The following is a 22,502-nucleotide window of genomic DNA, read 5'->3' on the forward strand; positions in this document are numbered from 1 at the left end:
GTGGATGAGTTCAGGAGAGTGTTCAGAGGTGACTACCCGATCATAACGGTTATTGAGGAGGCAGAGGACCTCCTGGACGCAAGCATGGAGGTCAGAAAGAACATCCGGGGAGAGGACGTCGGATCCCTCGGCTGAATCCCTGGATGTGCTTACATTCAGCATGGTTGTGATGCTCAATGGAGATTAACGGAACACTGATTGAGGATACATTCTCTGAGGCCTTCACAGGGAGATGTGTGAGGGCCACCATAACGGCCCGTGACATGGAGACCGTCAGGAGGGCGGCCCTTGATGCAACCGCAACCCCCGGTGCAGTCATAGGGAGGGTTGAGGGTGGTGTTGAATCCTTCCTGGGAGGCGAGGACACCCCCGACGGCAGACCCGGGGCCGTGGTCCAGTTCTACTATGCCCTGGATGACATGGAGAAATTCCAGGTCGAATTATCCTACCGTATAAGGCAGGACATACTGGTGAAGCCCTTCACAGCCCTCTACAGCTCCACCCCCGACCCGGATGGATACCTGGATATGATGAAGCATGTGGGACACTGCGGTGATGGCTATGAGTGGTTAGAGGAGTTCAATGGCCGTGAAATGATCAACGTACCGGTAGCCGTCCCTGACTTCAAAATAGAATCAAGGATGGGCTACAGGGAGGCCATCATGGGGGCCAACTTCTGGTACATGTGCAGGGATCCTGACACGGTACTGGAGGCAGGCAGGGCCGCCATAAGAGCCATAGAGGAGGTTGAGGGTGTTGTGACGCCCTTTGATATCTGCTCCGCAGCATCAAAGCCAGAGACAAATTACCCCTGGATAGGCCCCACCACGAACCACCCCTACTGCCCGAGCCTGAAGGAGGTGCTCGGTGACGAGTCAAGGGTCCCGGAGGGCGTCGGGTACATACCTGAGATAGTCATAAACGGCCTGACAATGGAGGCCCTTGAGGAGGCCATGAGGGCCGGGATAGAGGCTGTCTGCAGGTACGATGGGGTCCTGAGGGTATCTGCAGGTAACTATGACGGTAAACTGGGGGACCACAGGATAGACCTACACGGTGTTCTGGGATGAGGTTCGATGCGGTGGGCCTTGGAGCCCTCAACATGGACCAGCTCCACATGGTTGAGAGGATAGCAGGCCCGGATGAGGAGACCTTCGTGAGGGGGCTCGTGGAATCCTGTGGGGGCTCAGCAGCCAACACCATGATAGGCCTCTCAAGGCTCGGTCTCAGGACAGCCCACATAGGTAAGGTCGCCGATGACAGGGAGGGGGGACTCCTCAGGAGTAACCTCTCATCTGAGGGGGTCACGGATTTCACCGTCGTAGCGGATACAGGTAGAAGCGGCCGTGTGATGGGCTTCGTTGACCCTGACGGTAACAGGGCCCTCTACGTTGACCCTGGAGTCAACGACACACTCAGGGTGGATGAGGTGGCTGATGAGGCCCTTAACACAGAACTGCTGCACCTCACATCCTTCGCAGGTGATGGCATAAATGTCCAGGTGGAAGTCATTGAGGCACTGGATGAATCCGTGACCGTCAGCCTGGATCCAGGACACATCTACGCCTCAAGGGGAGTATCTGAGCTGTCAGATATCCTCGAGCGCACCGACATCCTCCTCACAAACCAGAGGGAACTTGAGCTGATGACAGGGTCCGCTGACCCTGAGGAGGCAGCATCACTCCTGGGAATCGGGGTGGTTGTGGTTAAGATGGGCGCCCGAGGCGTCAGGGCATGGGACGGTGAGTCTGTGATGGTGGATGCACTGAGCACCGAATGTGTTGATACGACGGGGGCCGGTGACGCCTTCAATGCTGGCTTCATATATGCCTGGCTCGAGGGCTTTGGCCTTGAGGTTTCATGCCGTTTTGGAAACTACATAGCATCACGGTGTATCGGAGGATACGGTGCCACAGAATCCCTCCCCGGGACCGGCCCTGGATGTCCTCAGGAGGTACGCTGAGGGTTGATCTTTAATGTGCTGGATCCGGGAATCTGGGTGTGCTGAGGCCTGATGTTGATCCCGTGAACCGGAAAAAAATTTAAGTAAATACGTTTAAAAGGTAATAAAGGGTTGTGTTAACTCTTGAAGCTTGAAAGGATGCAGGGGTTGTATCATGGATATCATCTTTAAGAAGAAACTGGAGGACCTCCGGAGGGATGTTGCACTAAAGTCGATGGACCTTGAGGAGAGACCTGAGGACGTTGATGTGGAACTTGCAAGCTGCAGGGTTCTGGACAAATTCATAGACATAACACCGAAGTGTGTAAGGTGCAATCTCTGTTTTGAGGAGTGCCCTGTGGACGCCATATCAGAATCATCAGCATCAAAACCTGCAAGGATACTTGATAACTGTGTTAAATGTGAGATATGCGCCCAGACCTGCCCTGTGAGGTGCATAAACGTTGTTGAGAGCACCGCCACCATCGGTGACGAGGACGTCACCTACAACCTGGAATACGTCAGGATCCCCCACCGCCTGCTCCGGATGAAGAACATAGAGGTCACAGATAGATGCACTGCATGCGGGACCTGCACCAGGTTCTGCCCCACAGGTGCAATTCAGTTAGATAAGGAGATCGCGGTGGTCGATGAATCCATCTGCATTGGCTGCGGGGCCTGCGTCAACGTCTGCCCCTCAGATGCGGTGGAACTTGAGAGGGAACTGGGCCCTGTGATTGAGACCCGGCGGCTCCTGGTTGACCAGGATGCCTGCGTCGAGTGCCTTGTCTGTGAGGAGAACTGTCCCACCGGGGCCATAAGGATTGAGGATGGAGAGGTTGTGGTTGATAAGGATAAATGCATTCTATGTGAGGTTTGTTCCACAAGGTGTCCTGTGGCAGCACTGAAACTGGAGAGGTTGGCAGATGAAAGTTAAGGAGATTATGGATAAGGAGTTTATAGCAGTCTCCCCTGAGGATCGGGTTGTTGATGTCTCATTGAAGATGGAGGAGACACGTAAGTTCACAACACCTGTTGTTGATGGGGATGGGAAGCTCGTTGGATGGGTTACAAGCTTTGACGTGATGCGGGGACTCCGGGATGGACTTGAACGCGTCTCTGACATCATGCAGCCACCGGAGAGGATAGTTCATGTAAATGAAAACGACCCGGCCAGGCTCGCCGTCCTGGAAACAGCCCATCACAAACTGGTGAGCATCCCGGTCCTGGATGACAGTGGAAGGGTTGTGGGGGTTGTGAGGTCATTCGACATCGTTGAGACCCTCTCCCAGCTCTATGAGATCAAGGTGTCCAAGATATTCGAGGCCATGAACGGGGAGCTCAAGGGTGTGAGCTGGGATGAACTCATGGAGGCAGCTGCCATAATAACGAGGAGGCGCACCGGTAAGAGGATAAAACCGAAGGAGTATGAGGAGAGGATCCGGAATTCAACCTTCGGTGAGGCCATATGGGCAACAGGTGGCCTTGAAAAATTCTTTGTGGGCCTGATAGCCATAGGTGAACTTGTCATTGCAAGGAAGATTGCAAGGGCAAGGAAATAATCACCCACCCCTATAACTTTTTGGAGATCATGTTTCTCTTATGATACCCAGTGGCCATGTTCTGTCTGTCTGTTTAGGTGCCTCCACTATTCTTTTAGCCTGCCCTTGCGGAATAGTTCCTCTCTCTTTATTCTTGGTACCCATATTGATCCATGAACTCGAGTCTCTAATCGCGTCTTCAGGATCATCTTGTGGTGCTGAGTTCTATTTAATCCCGGATCTAATGGTTGAATGGATTTTGAAGCCTTCTTAACCACCATGACCCTGTAAGATTTATTACCCTCTTTCACCATAATACTCTTGAGGAACCACTCTCCTGCAGGTATTAGAGTCTGATAATCAAAAAGTTTGTGTTTCAGGGGCAATGGAGATTAAAGTGCTAGAGAAACTTGCGGAATTTTTTGAAGAGAAGGATGAAGTGGATTTAGCCTATCTTTTCGGCTCCACTTCCAGAGGGGATAAGGGGAAACTGGGTGATTTTGACATTGGAGTTCTACTACGGGAGCCCCTGGAAGAACAGGGGATGTTACAGTTTCAACTGAAATTGCTTGATGATCTTGTATCCCTGCTTAAAGCAGATAAGGTTGATTTGATTATCATGAATGATGCGCCACTCTCCTTAAATTATAATATCATAAAAGACGGCATACTCCTGAAAGATGATGAGGAAAAAAGGATAAAGTTTGAGAAAAATATCATGTCAGAGTATCTGGATAGGAGGTATTATATGGACAGGCATGCGAGAATAGCCATCAAAGGGATAGCCCAGCAGGGATTAATATGAAAAATGAGATCTCATCAAAATTAGAGAGATTAGGGGAATACCTGAAAATATTGAGGGGTTATCAATCCCATACCCTGGAAGATTTGAAAAATGACGTCACTTTAAGGGGAGCTGTTGAAAGATACCTGGAGGTTTCCATAGAATCCTGCCTTGATATTGGAGAAATGATCATATCACAGGAAAGGGCCAGAAAAACCAGAAACCTACAGAGAGGTAATAGAGATACTCGGGGAAATAGGAGTTTTACCAGAGGATTTTGTGGATAAATTCGCCCCAGCTGCAGGTTTCAGGAACCTACTGCTTCATATGTACGCAGAAATAGATATTGAAAAGGTCTATGGATACCTGCAAAACAACCTGGATGATATAAACAATTTTGCAAGGTTCATCGCAGAATACCTTAAAAAATCATGAAACAGGGGCCATGGCTGCTTTCCTTTTCTCACAGTATTCCCCTGTAATGATGATTCAATATCATGATGGGGCCTAGCCATCTGATGCCATACCTTTTTATTATCTCCTTCTCACTCTACCTTCTGCCAGAAACCGGCACCCTTTATAACCTGGAGGTCCATGATTCACCAGTTTTCCTGCTCACTGAAAAAACTGGTCTGTGGGTTCAGAGTCTCACCTGGGTCATATCTCAGCACAATATTAAGAAACATTTATATGATATGAACACACATGAATGTGTATTCATATGTTCAGGTGAATCCTATGGGATGTGAATGCAGCTCATGTTCCCCATCAGGGAATGGTAATGAAATACTGGTTATGGCAGCATCGGCAGCACTCCTTGCAGCAGGGATCCTCCTTGACCTCCAGGGAAGCATGATATCAGTTCCCCTCCTCATTGCAGCGGTTGTAGCTGCAGGATACAGGATATTCCCGGCAGCAGTCAGGTCAGTACTCAGGGGCCACTTCACGGTGCACGTGCTCATACTCATCGCAGTCATCGGTGCCATCGCACTGGGTGACTACACTGAAGCGGCCCTCGTGACCGTCCTCTACCACATAGCAGAGTACCTCGAGGAGTATGCCCACAGAAGATCACACAGATCCGTGGAATCCCTCATAAAACTCAGGCCCAGAACCGCGAGGGTCCTTGATGGAGGGGAGAGGATCATGGGGGTCGAGGATGTTGAGGAAGGAAGCACAATAGGGATAAAACCAGGGGAGACGGTACCCCTCGATGGAACCGTTAAATCGGGGACCTCACAGGTTGACCAGTCCAGCATAACAGGTGAGTCCCTCCCTGTTACCGTGGGGGAGGGTGACCAGGTATTTGCAGGTACACAGAACCTTGACGGGTACCTGGAGGTTAAGGTCACAAGGACCTCCGAGGCGACCGTACTCGCAGGTGTCATTGAAACGGTCAGGAGATCTGCTCTCAGGAGGTCCAGGAGGGAGAGATTCATTGAACGCTTCGCATCAATCTACACACCCACGGTAACTGGTCTTGCAGCCCTCACAGCACTCATACCGGTACTCACCGGAGGCGACCCCCTCACATGGATATACAGGGCCCTGGTGCTGCTGGTCATCTCATGCCCATGCGCACTCCTCATATCAACACCGGTCGCCATGGTCTCGGGAATGACAGCTGCGGCCGGGAGGGGAATCCTCATCAAAGGTTCAGAGTTCCTGGAGAAGATGGCCTCCACCGGATGCATCATATTCGATAAGACAGGGACCCTCACCGAGGGAAGACCAGAGGTGATTGCTGTTGAACCGGAGGAGAGGAGGGATGAGATACTCAGAATAGCAGCATCCCTTGAGAGGAAATCCGGACACCCCATCGCAGAGGCCATAGTGAACTCATACAGTGGCAGAACAGTGGACGTGACAGACTTCAGGTCCATCCCGGGGAGGGGTGTCTCAGGTTACATAGAGGGTGTGAGGTACACCCTTGGAAGCCCGGAAACTGGAGGTGGGAATCCAGATAGAGGTACGGAGGTTCAGCTAACAGGACCGGAGGGTGTTATAGGCGTCATAAGACTCAGGGACAGCATCAGGAAATCCGCAGGGAGGATCACAGGGAGGCTCAGGGAGCGGGGTATCGGTACTCTGATGCTCACCGGTGACACTGAGGACTCTGCAGCGGCGGTGGCTGCTGAGATCGGTGCTGAAAGATACCGTGGGGGCCTGCTGCCAGAGGATAAGATGAGGATAATACGTGAACTGAGCTCCAGGAAGATCACGGTGATGGTGGGGGATGGTGTTAACGATGCACCGGCACTTGCAGCGGCGGATGTGGGTATAGCCATGGGTGTCAGGGGATCGGACGTGGCCATTGAAACCGCAGATATAACCCTGGTGGAGGATGACCTTGAAAGGATAGATGAGCTCATTGACATCAGCAGGAGAACCATGGATATCATCAGGGTTAACACAGGGTTAACCGTTGCAGTGAAGCTTTCCCTGGCTGTTCTCTCTGTCGCTGGCCTCGTACCACTATGGGTTGCTGTTGCAGTGGGTGATATGGGCCTTTCCCTTTTTGTTATAACAAACAGTCTGCTCCTTGCGAGGTTCTAGTAACGGTGTTATAACAAACAGTCTGCTCCTTGCGAGGTTCCGGTGTCAGTAAGAACCCCTTAAATTAATTTTAAATCCTAAAAAAAAAATAAAATGGTGGTGCTGGACCACCATTAAAAGGGAAGGCTGGCGTATATTCCCTTGATCTTTGCTGTTGCAGTGTTCCAGCTGTTCACAGCACCGAGGCTATTTTTTGAGCTCGTGGCATCTGCAGCGTACCATGTGTCACCCACAAGCACCTGTGCCCACACATGGCCGTAGGTGTTACCTGATGTGAAGGTGCAGGTTCCATGCACGTACCTGGCGGCAAGACCAGCGGTCCTGAAGAGGGCCACCAGGAGGTGCGAGTGATCCACACAGTTACCTGTCCTGTATTTGAGTGTACCCGTGGCACCGTACCTTGTGTTGTAGTAGAAACTGTAGCTTATCCTGTCACGCACCCAGTTGAATATCGCTGTCGCCTTATCCCATGCACCGGTTAATCCTGCAGTCAGGTTTGCTGCCAGTGATTTAATTGCCGGATCATTAACCTGACAGTTTGCTGTTGCAGCAAGGTACTGGGAGGTGCTCTCACCGGTGAAGGGATCGTTCTCGGCTCTGTTCCTGAGTGATGCTGTGGGTGCTGTTGATGCACTGATCTTTTTGATGGTGACGTAGTTTGGTAGTCTGCTGTTGTCCTTCTGGAATTTGAGGATCCTTGCAACCGCGTAGACAAGGTTGTCACTGGATATCTTCCCTATGGTCGAACTCACGTAATTGGGTGCTCTTCTGTTGCTGTTTATGAATTTAAGTACACTGGATGCCAGTTTGAGATAAGCTGACTTTGAGAGCTGTCCTGTGGCTGAACCTGAAGGGTTCGGTGCGTTGCCAACTGTGCGCAGCGTCAGTGAGACTGTGGACCCTGCAAGTTTCAGAAGGTCCTTCAGCATGAGGTCAAGGAACTGGGCGGTACCCAGCTTCTGACCACCCACTGAAACCGTCGCCGGCAGTTTACCGTAGGTTTCAATGTATTTTACAAGTTCTGCTGCAGATTCCCTGATGGTCACAGACGTGTTCCTGAGTGATGCTGTGGGTGCTGTTGATGCACTGATCTTTTTGATGGTGACGTAGTTTGGTAGTCTGCTGTTGTCCTTCTGGAATTTGAGGATCCTTGCAACCGCGTAGACAAGGTTGTCACTGGATATCTTCCCTATGTTCGAACTCACGTAATTGGGTGCTCTTCTGTTGCTGTTTATGAATTTAAGTACACTGGATGCCAGTTTGAGATAAGCTGACTTTGAGAGCTGTCCTGTGGCTGAACCTGAAGGGTTCGGTGCGTTGCCAACTGTGCGCAGCGTCAGTGAGACTGTGGACCCTGCAAGTTTCAGAAGGTCCTTCAGCATGAGGTCAAGGAACTGGGCGGTACCCAGCTTCTGACCACCCACTGAAACCGTCGCCGGCAGTTTACCGTAGGTTTCAATGTATTTTACAAGTTCTGCTGCAGATTCCCTGATGGTCACAGACGTTATGCCTGCACTGTCACCTGCAGCCCTCACTGTGCCGGTGGAGTTCTCCGGGTTCACAGCCACTGAACCGGGTGAACCGCTGGTGCCATTAACCTCCAGCAGACCTCCCGATTCTGTGACCGTTTCATCTGCCTCTGGGGTAGAGGGGGATTCATTCTTCCCGGGATCACCGGGGCTGCTCTGTTTCCCTGTATCTACAGATCCTGTTTCACTTTCATTCATGAGTTCACATTGATTGTACTCTGAACACTGTTCCTCCACCATGCATCCAGCCACGGATGCTGTGTTATCAGCTGCCACTGCATAACCTGCTGTATTAATGAGTAGTATGCATGCAAGTAGCATGCACACATATCTCATGCCAACCGAAATTTTACCGCCTCCAATCCACAGTGCCCGGTAGGGTCACTGTGACATTAAAAACTTGAATCTCAAATCATATATAAATATTGCGATTTTTCAGCCCAAAAAAAGACATATATGAGCTTTTTAAATTAAAATAGACCGTCAGAGAGCTTTTTATTTTTGAGATAAATGGATATGCTTGATCAATGCCCCTACTGGACTGATAGACAATCTAAGATCCCAGATCCACTTTCTGGACACACAAAAAATTTTAAATGGCGATAGGATTTCCATCGAATCCCATTTTAAATATAAAGGTCTCTTTAAGGGGATTTAAGGATGGGCCGGGGTGGGGCCAGACCATGGTGGAGTTACATGAATAATTCAGAGTATCCATCAAGGAACCACAGCCCTCTGAACACAAATTTAAGGGTTCTCAGGGGATATAAAGACCTCCAGAACCCACAGGGGCCTCATCACAGAATCATGGATTGAAGGCCAGTTTTCGACAGGATCCCGGCCCAGGTTTTTACAGGCGCATATCTGTATGCAGAGGGTTTGAATTCGCTGTCTTTCTCCTCAGGTTCATGCAGGGATCACCCCCCTTGATTCCGGGTTAAATTTATTACCCCTCCCCGGTAATAGATAAACGGTGATATAATATGATGACACCCGAGATGATGGATGCAATTGAAAAGGAGCTGGTTTTTGTTGCAACTGCAGATGAGGAAGGAACCCCCAATGTTGTTCCAATAGGCTTCGCCAGACCCCTGGATGAGAGGACCATCCTCATCGCAGACAACTACATGAAAAAAACCATAAGGAACCTCCACGAAAACCCCAGAATAGCACTGATACCACAGAACGCAAGGGAATGCCCCTACCAGTTCAAGGGAACAGTTGAAATATTTAAATCCGGAAAATACTTTGACATGGTCGTTGAGTGGGCACAGAACGTAATGACAGAACTTGAACCAAAATCAGCCATACTCATGACCGTGGAGGAGATATACTCAGTAAAACCGGGGCCAGAGGCCGGTGAAAAGGTGGCCTGAGCTCACAGAAGTGACCGCGATGTGCGCCATTGCAGGGTTCAGGGGTGATGACGCCCCGGTAAAGGTACAGGAGATGTTAGATGTCCTCAGACACCGGGGCCCTGATGCCACAGGGATCTACCATGACAGCAGGATAGTGATAAGGACAGCGACGGGGGAGGATGTAAAGGAGGCCCCGCAATCAGCTGAGATTGCAGTGGGCCATAACCTCCTCTCAATCGTGGGAGGTCCTCAGCCAGTATCAGGGGACGGCGTACTGGTATTTAACGGCGAGATATACAATCAGGAGGAACTTAACTGGACCGGCAGCGACTCTGAACTCATCCTGGACCTCATAGAGGGCCACGGCGGGGACCTGGAGGATGCGCTGCGTTTCACGGTTAACAAGATAGACGGTGACTACGCCTTCGCCTACACAGACGGCGAGAACCTTGCAAGTCGTCAGGACCCTGTTGGTGTCAAACCCCTCTACCATTCAGGGGAGGCCTTCGCATCCGAAAAGAAGGCCCTCTGGAGGATAGGTCTGAGGAATGTGGAGACCCTGCCACCTGGCCATGCCATGATAAACGGTGTGAAGGTGAAGCTGAGGGGACTCCCCAGGGCGGAACCCTCAGATGCAGAACCAGAAGAGCTGAGGGAGAATCTCAAATCAGCTCTGAGGGAATCGGTGGAGAGGAGAGTTAGAGGTTTGGATGAGGCTGCCCTGGTATTCTCGGGCGGCGTTGACAGCACACTGCTGGCGGTCCTCCTTGATGAACACATCGATGTGAGGCTCTACACCGTGGGGCTCCCTGGTTCCAGCGACCCTCAGTTCGCATCCAGGGCTGCGGCAGACCTTGGAATGGAACTTGAGGTCCTGGAGGTTACAGAGGATACCATCAGGGAGGCCCTTCCCCATGTCCTGGGGGCGATAGAGGAGTACAATCTCATGAAGATCGGCGTTGCAATGCCCCTCTACCTGGCATCTGAGGCTGCCTCTGCAGACGGATACAGGGTCATGTTCTCTGGTCAGGGTGCAGACGAACTTTTCGCAGGATACCACAGGTACAGGCGCCTCCTGGCTGAGGGAAGACTCGAGGACGCCCTCCGGCATGACCTTGAAAACATCCACCATGTTAACCTTGAAAGGGATGACGCGGTTACAATGGCAAACTCGGTGGAGCTGAGGGTCCCCTTCCTGGACCTTCAACTGATAGGGGTGGCCCTGACCATACCAGCAGACCTCAAGATACGGGGCCCGGAGGATGAGCTGAGGAAACGCATACTCAGGGAGGCGGCCCTTGAGATGGGGGTCCCCGAGTACATTGCGATGAGGCCCAAGAAGGCGGCGCAGTACGGTTCAGGGATAGATAAGGTCCTGCGGAGGAAGGTTCTCCCTGGGTTTGACCATGAGACCTTCCTGAGGAGGCTGATGTTTTAACCCATGTCTGCAGTGGTCATCCTGTCACACAGGATCCATGTTCCCTCTGCTGAATCTGAGGCCATGTTTTTTCTCTCTGTGACAGGTCTCTGTGGCAAGGTTTATATCATTGTAGCACGATAGACTAAGCCTTATATCACTGCAGCACCATAGACTTTATGTGTTTCACATGTATCCATCAAGTTGAGAGGAGTCTGATATGAAGATAGAGAAAGAGGCTGAGAAGATCCTTGAGGAATTCTCAAGGGCCCTTGAGGAGGTCCCTGAACTCGAGGAAACATACTACATAGTGGATAATCTTAACAGGACCAGGGAGGATGAGGAAGAAAAAACAGAACCCGGAAAGATCCTCAGAAACGCCCCGGTCGATGATGACGGTAACATAGTCGTTGAGAGGGGTGAATGGACCCAGTAGGTGTTTCAGATGCGGTTAAACCTGGTTATCGAACTCAGAGACGCCCCAGGGCAGCTGGTGTCAGTGCTTGAACCCCTGGGAAGTACCGGCGTGAATATAGTGACGGTTATACATGAGAGAGACCGTGAATACGGCCCGGTGGTGCCCGTGCAGCTCACGGTGGAGGGTGACAGGGAAACACTTGACGCAGCCATAGGCAGGCTCCAGGAGCAGGGTGTTAACATCATTGAGATGGACGGCGCCCCCCTGAGGGAGAAATTCACCACCATACTCATAGGTGACATTGCAGAGGGCGACCTTCAGGAGACGGTGGAGGCCGTGAACAGCGTCCAGGGAGCCAGTGTACTGGACCTCTCCCTCAGAATGTCAGAGGGCAGATCAGCAGCCAGGATAACCTTTGAAGCAGAACACGGCAGCAGGGATGAGGTCCTGAGGAGGATCAATGAAGCCGCCATGGAGAGGAACCTCCTGCTTGTAAGCGAGGTCTAGGTGAGGGTTATGAGGATATGTCTTGTTGGACTGGGAGCTGTTGGTCAGGGATTCCTCAGGGCCGTTCAGATGAAGGGCGAGTATCTGAGGGAAAGGTATGGCCTCGATATAAGGTTCACGGGAGTCGCGGATTCATCAGGAGCCCTCCACGACCCGGATGGCCTTGACATCAGGGGGGTACTTGAGCACAAGAAGCGGGCCGGCCTGGGGTCACATCCCTCAGGATACGAGGGGATGACCGGAGATGAACTCCTTGATGAGGCAGAATATGACTGCCTGGTGGAGGCAACACCAACAAATATAGAGGACGGCGAACCCGGCAGGTCACTGGTCCTGAAGGCCATGGGTGACGGGAAGCACGTTGTAACATCAAACAAGGGGCACCTGGCCCTTTTCTACTCTGAACTCATGGAGGCGGCCTCTGAGGCAGGTGTTGAGTTCATGTTCGAGGCATCTGTGGGGGGTGCCATGCCCATAATAAACCTTGCAAGGGAGACCCTAGCATCATGCACCATAGAATCTGTGATCGGTATCCTGAACGGTACCACCAACTTCATACTCTCCAGGATGGCCTCTGAGGGATCATCCTACAGGCAGGCCCTCATTGAGGCCCAGGAGCTGGGCATTGCAGAGACAAATCCCGCCCAGGACGTTGAAGGTACTGATGCGGCCTGCAAGGCTGTGATAATCGCCAATTCAATCCTCGGAAGGCCATGCACCCTCAGGGATGTCAGGGTCGAGGGGATCACCGGTATAACCCAGGGGGCCATTGAACTGGCAGCCCAGGAGGGGTACCTCATAAAACTCATTGCAGAGATCTCAGGGGACAGGCTGGAGGTCGGACCCAGGCTGGTGAGGATGGGGTCACCCTACGCCGTGGACGGGACACTGAACATGGCCACCCTCAGGACAGACCTTGCAGGTGAGGTGACAGCTGTTGGACGTGGCGCAGGATCCCTTGAGACGGCCTCGGCCATGCTCACAGACACCATCACCATATGGAGGAAGTCTGGAGGGCGTTAAACCCCTTTACGGTTCTTTTCAGTGATAACCATGAAACATGTTATTCTTGTTGGAGACGGAATGGCGGATTACCCCCTTGATGAACTCGACGGTAAAACGCCACTGCAGGTGGCAGATAAGCCCAACATGGACCAGCTTGCAGGGATGGGTGCGTGCGGTCTTCTCAGGACAGTCCCGGAGGGGATGGAGGCGGGTTCAGATGTTGCAAACCTCAGTATAATGGGCTACGACCCCCGCAGGTACTACACCGGGAGGGGCCCCCTTGAGGCTGCAAGCATAGGTGTTGAGCTGGGCGATGATGATGTGGCATTCAGATGCAACCTCATAAACGCTGATGAGAGGATCGTGGACTTCAACGCCGGACACATAGAAACAGCTGAGGCGTCAAGCCTCATAGATGCCCTCAATCATGAACTTGAAACCAGGGGGAGGTTCTATGCCGGTGTGAGCTACAGGAACCTCTTTGTTATAGAGGGGAGGGGCTACACCTCGGTGAGGGTTGAGCCACCCCACGACATAGTGGGGGAGTCTGTGGCCGCACACCTCCCCTCAGGCTCGGAGGAGGCAGACCATATAAGGGAGCTGATGCTGGAATCAGCAGGCGTCCTCAGATCCCATGAGGTGAACCTCAAAAGGGAATCCATGGGTAAGAGGCCGGCCACCATGATCTGGCTCTGGGGACAGGGTTTAAGGCCATCAATGGAGCCCTTCAGTGAAAGGTACGGTATTAGAGGTGCCACAATAACTGCAGTGGACCTGATAAAGGGCCTGGGCGTATATGCGGGTCTTGAAAACATCCATGTCCCGGGCGCCACAGGTTACCTGGACACAGACTACAGGGCCAAGGGCAGATACGCTGCCGGGGCCCTTGAGGAATATGACTTCCTCTACGTCCATGTTGAGGCACCCGATGAGGCAGGGCATGCCGGTGACGCTGAGGAGAAGATAAGGGCCATAGAGAATATAGACCGCTTCGTCCTCGGCAGGTTACTTGATGCGCTCTCAGACCATGAGCACAGGATAGCGGTCCTCCCGGATCACCCCACACCCATTGAGATCAGGACCCATGTACCCGACCCCGTACCATGCATCCTTGCAGGTGACGGCGTGGATGCTGATCAGGTGAAATCCTATGACGAGTTCACAGTCAGGGAGGGGTCCCTGGGCACATGGGAGGCCCACAGGCTCATGGAAATCATGATGGACCCGGCTGCCCGGTTAAGGCAATGAGTTTTTAACATCCTAATCACATATATTGACCCATCAAACTAATCTGAGGAGTTGGTTCATCTGGCCAAGTACATCGTTGTAACGGGAGGAGTTGTAAGCTCTATTGGAAAGGGAATAACAGCAGCATCAATAGGCAGGATACTCAGATCATATGGATTATCTGTGACAGCCATAAAGATAGACCCCTACCTGAACTGGGACTCAGGGACCCTCAACCCCTACCAGCACGGTGAGGTCTTTGTAACCGATGATGGAATGGAGACAGACCTTGACCTGGGCCACTATGAGAGGTTCCTGGACTCTGATCTCCCTGGTGAGGCCAACATAACAACCGGAAAGGTCTACATGTCCGTCATAAATAAGGAGCGGTCAGGGGATTACCTGGGCTCCTGTGTACAGATAATACCCCACATAACCGACGAGATCAAGTCAATGATAAGAAAAATCGCTGATAAAAGCGGTGCTGAGGTGGTACTGGTGGAGGTCGGGGGTACGGTGGGTGACATAGAGGGTCAGCCCTTCCTGGAGGCCCTCAGGCAGCTGAGGAACGAGGAGGGTCATGAGAACGTCATGTTCGTCCATGTGACCTACGTCCCATATCTGAGGGCTGCAGGGGAATTTAAGACCAAACCGACACAGCACAGTACAAAGGAGCTCAGAAGTACAGGTATAAACCCTGATATGATCATCTGCCGGAGTGAGATGCCAATAGACTCCTCACTCAAGAGGAAGATAGCCCACTTCTGTGACGTTGAGGAGGAGGCCGTTGTGAATGCCCCCGACGCATCATCAATCTATGAGGTCCCCCTGGTACTTGACAGTGAGCGGGTGGGGGACTACATAGTCCGGAGGATAGAACTGGATGTTGATGGTGAAGCAGACCTCAGTGAATGGGCAGGGATAGTTGAGTCACTCATGATAGATGAGCCGGTGGTTACCGTTGGAATAGTCGGCAAGTACGTGGAGCTTGAGGACTCATACATAAGTATAAGGGAAGCCCTCAAACATGCAGCGGCACACCTACGGGTAAGGGTTGATATTGAGTGGATAAGTGCCGATGATGCAGTAAATGAGGAGGACCTTTCACGTCTTGACTCCATACTCATCCCTGGTGGATTTGGTGAAAGGGGAATCGCAGGAAAACTTGAGGCGGTCAGGTTCGCCCTTGAAAACAGGGTTCCCATCTTCGGCATATGCCTGGGCATGCAGTGCATGGTCATAGAATTCGCAAGGCTCAACGGCATGGAGGGTGCCAACAGCACAGAGTTCGACCCGGAAACCCCCTACCCTGTCATAGACATGATGGAGGAGCAGAAGAGGATAAAGAACATGGGGGGTACCATGCGCCTCGGCTCCTACCAGTGCAGGATAAGGGAGGGTACACTGGCACATGAGGCCTACGGCACCGAACTCGTGGGTGAGAGGCACAGGCACAGGTTTGAACTCAACAACGAATTCAGGGAGGAACTGGAGAGTAAGGGCCTTATAATCTCAGGAACATCTCCGGACGACTTCCTCGTGGAGATGGTTGAGATCAAGGATCACCCATGGTTCCTCGGATGCCAGTTCCACCCAGAGTTCAGGTCAAGACCAAACAGGGCCCATCCACTCTTTGTATCCTTCCTCAGGGCCGCCCTTGAAAGGAGCCGTTAATAAAGCGGCAAAATCTTTTTTTTATCTACCGTTACATCTTTAGCAGGAAAAAAAGCTCAACTACTTTTTATCAGGTATTCCAATCCCTGATGGGCTCCCATACAGTGACATCCCTGCTCCTCATGACTGCCCTGAAGACGCCTCCACCGTCACCAAGGAGCACCAGCCTGGCGAACATGGAATCCTCATATCCACGCTCCAGGACCACAGTCCGGTTCCTGTCATAGAGCACAAATGCAACGAGGCCCCCCTGGGGGTCGCCCTCCACCTTCCTGACACCACCATCCACAAGGTACAGTTCTGAGACCCTCAAACCATTGAATGAGATCCTCTCACCATCCCAGAGCAGACCGTCACTGGTTCTCAGGGGCCAGCCCTGAACTATACTCCCTGTGGAGTACACCGGCTTCCTGGTTTTTCCTGTGAAGTTCCAGTTACCATAATAGAGTATCCAGTACCCCTTATCAATGAGCCGGTCACAGGTCACAAGGACGTAGCCGGATCTCCTGCTGAGGGTTGAGGCAACTCTCCCTGAAGCAACAGGGTCAAGTCCCCTATCCTGCAGGTACTCTGCCCTTGAGGACCCATCAACAGCCAGCACATCCCCCAGAATGACTGCAGAGCCAGCCGGATCCCCGGTGGCGTTCAGTACCTCAAGGTAGGCTTCATCACCTGAGGATGCCAGCATGGATAGTATCTCATCTGCCAGGTGGGGTCCGTGGTCGTTCGGGCCCGGATCATGCCAGTACTCCCTGTAGACTCCCGGGATACGGGGGTCAAGGGGGTATCCAGGCCCCCTCTTCGCCGCAGTTTCAATGTAGGCCAGTCTGCCATCGAAGTTCACCGGCCTCCTGGCCATGAATGCAAAGAAGTGTCCGTGGACCCAGTTGGAGATCACCACAGTATCAGGAGGGGTTTTGGCTCTTATGTAGTCTGCAGCATCCAGAAGGCCGTCATCCACCCGGGGGTGGAGGGCGCTGTACTGACCCGTAGAGATGATGAGGGATGGAAGGACCACCATGATGGCGACTGCAACATGAAGCTTCCGCCTGAAACCGGGGGGTACCCTGGAGGCAGTCCCCAGATCTGCAAGGAATAGCGCGGAGGTTATGAGAAGGGGTGCAGTGAGGAGCTCAGAGAACCTTATACCCCAGAGTAGTGAGGCGGCACCTGTGAGGGTCCAGAGGATGATTACCGGAAGCACCATGCTATCCCTCCAGTCACGGAAGAGGGACCTGAAACCAGCCAGACCCGCCAGGAGGAGGCCGGGTCCAAGGGCCATCAGCACGTCATCAAAACCTGGACGCTGGAGCTCTGTTATGTTTGCATAGGGGTCAGGGAATGGATCTGCTCTGGCAACGGGTATCTTCATCAGCCCCACCGGGATGGATGGAATGGCCCGTGGATCCATCAGCACAATGAGAAGCGTGGAGGTGATGAGGAATATGAGGGGTTCTCTTCTACGATACAGGAGCGAGTGGAGTATCACCGACAGGGCCATAATCGAGTAGATGAGCTGCCACCCATTCCAGGCTGCGGCGAAGACACCCATGAGGGCCCCTGAGAGTACGGCCATCCTCCAGTCACCATCCCTGAGAGAAAGGTGGAGTGTTAAGAGGATGGCAAGGGGGAGGACGAGGTTGAACATGTCGGTGTCATAGAAACCAGGGATGGTCCTCATGAAGTAGAAGGGTGCTGCAGTGGCAAGGAGGCCTGCTGTGGTGGCTGATACGTCATCACAGTCAAGGGACCTTGCAGCTGCAAAGACAGCGACCCCGGCGAGGGGTGCAATGATGGCTGGAAGCCAGAATGCGGTGTCGGTGAGACCTGGAAGTAACCAGGTAAATAGCAGGTAAAGGGTGACGGTGAGGTGGGGGAGCAGAGGGGGGTAATCGAGGGGGACCCCGGGAGGGTAATAGGAGTACCTGTCCCACCCACCCTCTGAGAGTTCACCCTCATTTAAGAGGTTGCTGGCGAGCCTGAGGTTGTAGTAGGAGTCCATATCATACATGAGGGGCTGGTAGTGGGCCTCGCTGTATACTCCGGCCACAGTCACCGTGCCTGCTCTCAGGGCGAAACCTGAAGCGAATATTATGAGCATCAGTAAAACAGCCCTTCTGTCTGCGCCAGCAATCCATTCCCTGATACTGAAGGACAGATAATCACATCCTTACCTTCCCTTTACCATAGATCTCTGGTCCCGGGTTAATATGCTTTATTGCCTTTACTCATATCAGTGCTGCAGTGTTCTGTGAGCATAGATTTTTGGTTAAATGCTGCATATTTCGGTGTCCCTGTATCATGGATTTATCTGTCAGTCTGCAGCCCGGAGTGTGTCCCCTCTGATACGGGGATTGCCGGTGCTGCACCCGGAGAAATCAACCACAAAAACTTAAATAGAGATCACTGAGAATTAATTAATAAATCATGATTTTCTGTAATATCCATCTCTAAGCTTCAAGGAGTGATATTAATGGTCATAGAGTTACTCTCGGTATTCATAGCACTTCTGGCCTGTTTCTATGCTTCATACAGTGATATAAAAAGGGGTATAATACCCAACCGTCTGACCTTTCCTGTTATCGGGCTCGGTCTTCTCCTGAATGGTGCGAGGGCCCTCATGGAATCGGATCCCTGGATATTCATTTACACAGCCATCTTCACAGCCGGGATATTCGCCCTGGGATACATCCTCTGGAGGATGGTGGCCTGGGCAGGTGGTGATGTGAAGCTCTTCACAGCGGTAACCTCCCTGCTACCATTCCAGCCGTCACTGGTAAGCTACAGCTTCCTCGGAACGGCCTTCCCTGTCACGGCATCCTACCCCTTTCCACTCACGGTCATAATAAACAGTATACTGGCGCTCCTCCCCTTCCTCCTGGTCTATGTGTTCTTCATCATCTACACATCCAGGAGGCACCTCATGGACGAGTTCATGGAGCCCCTCCGCCAGTACAGGACCAGCATGGTCCTGGCCCTGGTTATAACATCCGCCGTTACCCTGACATTCCTCATAACAGACTTCCTCCCATTCCAGATCATAGTACTTTCCCTGATCCTTGTCTACCTCCTCACCATGGTCATCTCACGCCTACCGCCAAGGATTAAGGCGGTTATAGTATCGGTGATCATAGTCTACTCGCTCTACAAGAACTTTGAGTTGACCGTGAGTGGAGTTGTAATTCTCTGGGTCTCCATAACGGTTATACAGCTCATAAGGAAGCTCCTCACATCCATCACGAGGGAGGCCCTCCAGGACACCATGGGCGTGGATGAACTGAAGGAGGGCATGATACTCGCAAGCACCCTCTACAGGAAGGGCGATGAATACTACTTCGATGACAGTTCACTCCTTGACAGGTTCCGGACAGCTGCGAGGACCGGTGATGTATCTGCACTGACCTACAGGGGTGAACCTGTGGTGTCTGCCATGGCAGCCGGTCTCCGGGAGGAGGAGATTGAGACCCTCAGGGACCTTGTATCCAGGGGCAAGATAAAGGATGAGTTCCGGATAAGACGCGGTATGCCCTTTGCTCCTGCAATCTTCATAGGGCTCCTGGTTTCACTCCTTATAGGGGACCTTGCAATGATACTGTTCAGGTTATTTGACATCATATTCTAGTTCAGGTGGTGAGGGTTACCGGTCTGGTGAGCCAGATAACGGGGTGGGCACTGCCATGATCTCCCGGATGTTCACCAAATATATAAGTGTAGCCCTACAGAATCTAATGCAGAGATGTTTAAAGGTGATCTATATGGATAGCAGGGGACAGGTCTCCCTGGAGTACCTTCTGCTGATACTCGTGGTCCTCCTCATCCTTGGAGGAGTAACGATACCCCTCATAGGAAGTTCAATTGAGGCAAGCACTGATGTTTCAAGGGCATCAGATGCCAAGGTGGCTGTTCAGACCATTGCAAATGCGGCTGACATAGTATACGCCAACGGGCCGGGTGCAAAGAGGACGGTGAGCTTCTACATACCGGTTGATGGAGTCCTCATCACCGGCAATAACAGCGTCATATTCACAGTCACCTACACCAACGGCACGGTATCAAATATAACTGCACCGACACAGTACAACGTGACATCACAGTCCGTGCAGGTGCAGAGGGGATGGTACACGGCTGTCATATACTGGCCACTGAATTCAAACAACGTTGTTGTAACGAATGTGACAAGGAAGTAGGTGATTGAATGGATTTCTTCTCAAGACTCGGCAGTGCAGTGATAGCTCTATTTAACATCATGGGAACCGTCATATTTGAACTGGTAAGGCTCCCCGGGAGGATAAGGAGGGCTGCCTCAGGTCTGCGGGAGGGACTCTCCAGGGTCGAGGTGGATGAAATACGGGATAAAATTCATGACAAAACAAGGACGATAGGGGAGCGAATACCGGTGCAGCGTGATGAGGAGGTCAGGGAGATCCTTGAGGAGGCACGAAACCATGACATCAGGATACCTGAGGACGACGCACCCATAATAATCAGGACACCCCAATTTGACCCGGCAGAGAAGGAGAATGCTGTCCTCAAACTCCAGATTGCAGCCTCACTCTTCATCATAATATCCATAGTCTATGTCTTCAACTTCATATCCATCCTTGTGTTCCTTCCGGCTGCCCTTCTGCTCCTAGCTCTCCTCCTTTACATACTCTACAGACAGATAAGGGTAATGTACCCCGGGGACTTTGAGGCCTACAGGGACTTCTTCCTCATGTACGTGGCTGTGGGTGTGGTTATAATCCTTGTCTCAGGCAACTCGGCCCTGACAATGGCGTTTCCATTCGTATTCTTCCCTGCCCTCACAACGCTCCTCTTCGCGGTGATCGCGGTTGCAGCGGTCTTCCTGATATTCAGGGTGAGGTATGTGCGTGACTACACCTTCGGTGAGGTTATAGAGGTGGGTGAGAACACCTCCTATGTACGTGTTGACTATGATATAAGGAGCAACGTCAAACCCGATGTTTACATAGTTGAGAATAATGGCTTCCATGTTGATGTCCATGATACTGTGAAGCTTGCAGTTGAGGGCTCGGTCATGAGCATGAGGGGTAACAGGCCGGTGAGGATAATAGGAGTGGAAGGCCTCCGCTGATTAATAACCCTTAATTTTTCAGATTCTATGCGGAACCTTAATGTTGCACTGAAAAATCAAATATCAGGGATATCGCCTATATCTGGACCGTGTATGTCCTGTCCCCAAGTCTGACGGTGGTGCTGTTAACCGGTTTCACACCGCTGACGGTGAGGAGTGACTCCACAGTCCTGTTGATGACCAGGGCACGGTACTCAGGGGGAACCGGCCTTTCAAAGGAGATGCTTATCACCCTGTTGCTCCCGCCGGTGATCTTTATGCCGGTGACCCTCATGGGTTTCATCGATACATTCGTATAGGACATCTCAGATATGGCGCCGGTCGCGCCCTCCCTGGCAGCGGTTGCGATGCTGTTTTCCTGTGACTGGGGGCCTGCGATTGATGAGAAAACAAGTACAATTACCACTATGAATGAAACGATCAAAAGAAACTCGGCTGATATCTGTCCCCTGAAGTCCATAATACATCCCTCACGTTGATATATGGATGAGGAAATATATAATAATAGTCACTGTCATAGATTATGTTATAAAATGGAAAGGGGATAAGCTTGAGGGATTTACTGTCTGATAGAAGGGGATTTGCATTTTCACTGGACGTACTCCTGGCCATCATACCATTAACAATACTGCTCGGTATGCTGGCAGCTGACATGGACAACATCATGTATCTCACCCAGAGCACCGTCTATCAGAGCTCCCTTGACCGTCAGGCATCTGATGTAGCCGACGCCCTGGTGGAGTCATCCGGTATTCCACCTGACTGGGAACAGAAGGGAAACCCGGATAGCATAGGACTTGCAAGGTACGACCCGGTCAGAAAAATTCCCCAGAAGAACTATCTCTCCCCTGCCAAGATCGCGGGGATTAACACAACGAATATGGGGGAACTGGTGGGTCCCGAGTATTGATACTACATCAACATAAGCACCACCGAGGGTCTCACAGTGAGGACCCTGGGGACACTCAACACCAGCGCCCCTGACATTGCAAGGGTTGAACGCTACGTCCTCACAACAAAGGTGGAGCGTGTTGGTTCACTGGAGGGCCTCATAAGGGACGCCGGGCAGCCAAGGACATACACAACCAACTTCCCCACCAATGATGCCTATCTGAGGATATATGACTACTGGGTCCTTGTTATAAACAGGGGGTACGATTCTGCCTTCGTGGATGTTAACAACAACCGTGTCGTGCCACCAAATGAGATAAACAGGCATATAACCGAGATAAAGAAGCAGATAAATGAGACCTACCTCTACAATTACACAGAGTTCAGGGACAACATACTGAGTGTCAGGACCCAGAGTAACCCCGGGGCTTCCATGGATGTATACATCCTTGCAGCGCCGAAGGGGACACCCCCAGGGCAGATAACACTGGACAATGTGAGGGTAAAACCCGCAAGGTTCGTCCTGTATCTCTGGTTAAAGTGATTGAAAGGTGATGA

The 22,502-nt window shown here is 51.9% G+C and carries 24 protein-coding genes; 21 read left to right on the forward strand and 3 right to left on the reverse strand.

Translation table 11 applies throughout. The features are described 5' to 3' along the window. The 9 genes from MTH_RS10155 (at position 1) to MTH_RS01900 (ending at position 6,823) form a co-directional block, all read left to right on the forward strand. Complete coding sequence (locus MTH_RS10155; protein WP_276324385.1) at positions 1–135, forward strand: hypothetical protein; 135 nt, start codon at positions 1–3, stop codon at positions 133–135. A 41-nt stretch (positions 136–176) separates the two neighbouring features. After that, positions 177–1,070, forward strand: a complete 894-nt coding sequence (locus MTH_RS01860) for a formylmethanofuran--tetrahydromethanopterin N-formyltransferase (RefSeq protein ID WP_010876042.1) — start codon at positions 177–179, stop codon at positions 1,068–1,070. Then, positions 1,067–1,963 (forward strand): carbohydrate kinase family protein, encoded by an 897-nt coding sequence (locus tag MTH_RS01865; RefSeq protein ID WP_010876043.1) that lies wholly within the window; start codon positions 1,067–1,069, stop codon positions 1,961–1,963. The genes MTH_RS01860 and MTH_RS01865 overlap by 4 nt, the downstream gene beginning before the upstream one ends. Positions 1,964–2,117: 154 nt before the next feature. Then, positions 2,118–2,879, forward strand: a complete 762-nt coding sequence (locus MTH_RS01870; protein ID WP_048060810.1) for a 4Fe-4S binding protein — start codon at positions 2,118–2,120, stop codon at positions 2,877–2,879. Continuing rightward, positions 2,869–3,504 carry a CBS domain-containing protein gene (locus tag MTH_RS01875; RefSeq protein ID WP_010876045.1) on the forward strand — a complete coding sequence of 212 codons (636 nt, stop codon included), beginning with the start codon at positions 2,869–2,871 and terminating at the stop codon, positions 3,502–3,504. Before MTH_RS01870 ends, MTH_RS01875 begins: the two co-directional genes overlap by 11 nt. A gap of 364 nt (positions 3,505–3,868) precedes the next feature. Then, positions 3,869–4,288 (forward strand): type VII toxin-antitoxin system MntA family adenylyltransferase antitoxin, encoded by a 420-nt coding sequence (locus MTH_RS01885; RefSeq protein WP_010876047.1) that lies wholly within the window; start codon positions 3,869–3,871, stop codon positions 4,286–4,288. Then, positions 4,285–4,554, forward strand: a complete 270-nt coding sequence (locus tag MTH_RS10160) for a DUF86 domain-containing protein (RefSeq protein WP_245942839.1) — start codon at positions 4,285–4,287, stop codon at positions 4,552–4,554. Before MTH_RS01885 ends, MTH_RS10160 begins: the two co-directional genes overlap by 4 nt. Further along, on the forward strand, positions 4,523–4,702 hold the full coding sequence (locus MTH_RS10165) for a DUF86 domain-containing protein (RefSeq protein ID WP_245942867.1): 180 nt from the start codon (positions 4,523–4,525) through the stop codon (positions 4,700–4,702). The genes MTH_RS10160 and MTH_RS10165 overlap by 32 nt, the downstream gene beginning before the upstream one ends. Positions 4,703–5,005: 303 nt before the next feature. Next, positions 5,006–6,823: a heavy metal translocating P-type ATPase gene (locus tag MTH_RS01900; RefSeq protein WP_010876050.1), complete on the forward strand. Its 1,818-nt coding sequence runs from the start codon at positions 5,006–5,008 to the stop codon at positions 6,821–6,823. 113 nt (positions 6,824–6,936) lie between these two features. Here the strand turns inward: MTH_RS01900 and MTH_RS01905 are convergent, their stop codons facing one another. Continuing rightward, positions 6,937–8,688 carry a pseudomurein-binding repeat-containing protein gene (locus tag MTH_RS01905; RefSeq protein ID WP_010876051.1) on the reverse strand — a complete coding sequence of 584 codons (1,752 nt, stop codon included), beginning with the start codon at positions 8,686–8,688 and terminating at the stop codon, positions 6,937–6,939. Between the two features lie 647 nt (positions 8,689–9,335). Here MTH_RS01905 and MTH_RS01910 point away from each other — a divergent pair. From MTH_RS01910 to pyrG, 7 genes are all read left to right on the forward strand, one after another. Further along, on the forward strand, positions 9,336–9,728 hold the full coding sequence (locus MTH_RS01910; protein WP_010876052.1) for a pyridoxamine 5'-phosphate oxidase family protein: 393 nt from the start codon (positions 9,336–9,338) through the stop codon (positions 9,726–9,728). Next, positions 9,712–11,148 carry an asparagine synthase (glutamine-hydrolyzing) gene (asnB, locus tag MTH_RS01915; RefSeq protein WP_238374226.1) on the forward strand — a complete coding sequence of 479 codons (1,437 nt, stop codon included), beginning with the start codon at positions 9,712–9,714 and terminating at the stop codon, positions 11,146–11,148. Before MTH_RS01910 ends, asnB begins: the two co-directional genes overlap by 17 nt. 199 nt (positions 11,149–11,347) lie before the next feature. Next, the gene (gene gatC, locus MTH_RS01920) at positions 11,348–11,563 is read left to right on the forward strand and encodes an Asp-tRNA(Asn) amidotransferase subunit GatC (RefSeq protein WP_010876054.1); all 216 of its coding nucleotides are present in this window, start codon (positions 11,348–11,350) and stop codon (positions 11,561–11,563) included. A gap of 9 nt (positions 11,564–11,572) precedes the next feature. Next, positions 11,573–12,052 carry an ACT domain-containing protein gene (locus tag MTH_RS01925; protein ID WP_048060814.1) on the forward strand — a complete coding sequence of 160 codons (480 nt, stop codon included), beginning with the start codon at positions 11,573–11,575 and terminating at the stop codon, positions 12,050–12,052. Beyond that, the gene (locus tag MTH_RS01930) at positions 12,053–13,075 is read left to right on the forward strand and encodes a homoserine dehydrogenase (protein WP_010876056.1); all 1,023 of its coding nucleotides are present in this window, start codon (positions 12,053–12,055) and stop codon (positions 13,073–13,075) included. A gap of 30 nt (positions 13,076–13,105) precedes the next feature. Beyond that, positions 13,106–14,305: a cofactor-independent phosphoglycerate mutase gene (locus MTH_RS01935; protein WP_048060815.1), complete on the forward strand. Its 1,200-nt coding sequence runs from the start codon at positions 13,106–13,108 to the stop codon at positions 14,303–14,305. Between the two features lie 51 nt (positions 14,306–14,356). Further along, on the forward strand, positions 14,357–15,958 hold the full coding sequence (pyrG, locus tag MTH_RS01940) for a glutamine hydrolyzing CTP synthase (protein ID WP_010876058.1): 1,602 nt from the start codon (positions 14,357–14,359) through the stop codon (positions 15,956–15,958). A 70-nt stretch (positions 15,959–16,028) separates the two neighbouring features. Here pyrG and MTH_RS01945 read toward each other — a convergent pair whose 3' ends face one another. Then, positions 16,029–18,059 carry an STT3 domain-containing protein gene (locus MTH_RS01945; protein WP_010876059.1) on the reverse strand — a complete coding sequence of 677 codons (2,031 nt, stop codon included), beginning with the start codon at positions 18,057–18,059 and terminating at the stop codon, positions 16,029–16,031. 372 nt (positions 18,060–18,431) lie between these two features. On the opposite strand from MTH_RS01945, the gene MTH_RS01950 reads away from it, so the two are divergent. The 3 genes from MTH_RS01950 (at position 18,432) to MTH_RS01960 (ending at position 21,053) form a co-directional block, all read left to right on the forward strand. Beyond that, complete coding sequence (locus tag MTH_RS01950) at positions 18,432–19,580, forward strand: A24 family peptidase C-terminal domain-containing protein (RefSeq protein ID WP_048060816.1); 1,149 nt, start codon at positions 18,432–18,434, stop codon at positions 19,578–19,580. 133 nt (positions 19,581–19,713) lie between these two features. Continuing rightward, a complete protein-coding gene (locus MTH_RS01955) occupies positions 19,714–20,145 on the forward strand; it encodes a class III signal peptide-containing protein (RefSeq protein WP_048060817.1) in 432 nt (143 codons plus the stop codon). Between the two features lie 8 nt (positions 20,146–20,153). After that, positions 20,154–21,053, forward strand: coding sequence for a DUF2101 family protein (locus MTH_RS01960; RefSeq protein WP_010876062.1), 900 nt, complete (start codon positions 20,154–20,156; stop codon positions 21,051–21,053). A gap of 76 nt (positions 21,054–21,129) precedes the next feature. On the opposite strand, the gene MTH_RS01965 is transcribed toward MTH_RS01960, so the two are convergent. Next, positions 21,130–21,513, reverse strand: coding sequence for a hypothetical protein (locus MTH_RS01965; protein WP_010876063.1), 384 nt, complete (start codon positions 21,511–21,513; stop codon positions 21,130–21,132). 90 nt (positions 21,514–21,603) lie between these two features. Between MTH_RS01965 and MTH_RS01970 the strand changes: the two genes are divergently transcribed. Continuing rightward, on the forward strand, positions 21,604–21,963 hold the full coding sequence (locus MTH_RS01970; protein ID WP_010876064.1) for a hypothetical protein: 360 nt from the start codon (positions 21,604–21,606) through the stop codon (positions 21,961–21,963). A 36-nt stretch (positions 21,964–21,999) separates the two neighbouring features. Then, the gene (locus MTH_RS01975) at positions 22,000–22,488 is read left to right on the forward strand and encodes a hypothetical protein (protein ID WP_010876065.1); all 489 of its coding nucleotides are present in this window, start codon (positions 22,000–22,002) and stop codon (positions 22,486–22,488) included. Positions 22,489–22,502 lie beyond the last annotated feature (14 nt).

The sequence above is a fragment of the Methanothermobacter thermautotrophicus str. Delta H genome, from assembly GCF_000008645.1.
Classification (GTDB): Archaea; Methanobacteriota; Methanobacteria; order Methanobacteriales; family Methanothermobacteraceae; genus Methanothermobacter; species Methanothermobacter thermautotrophicus.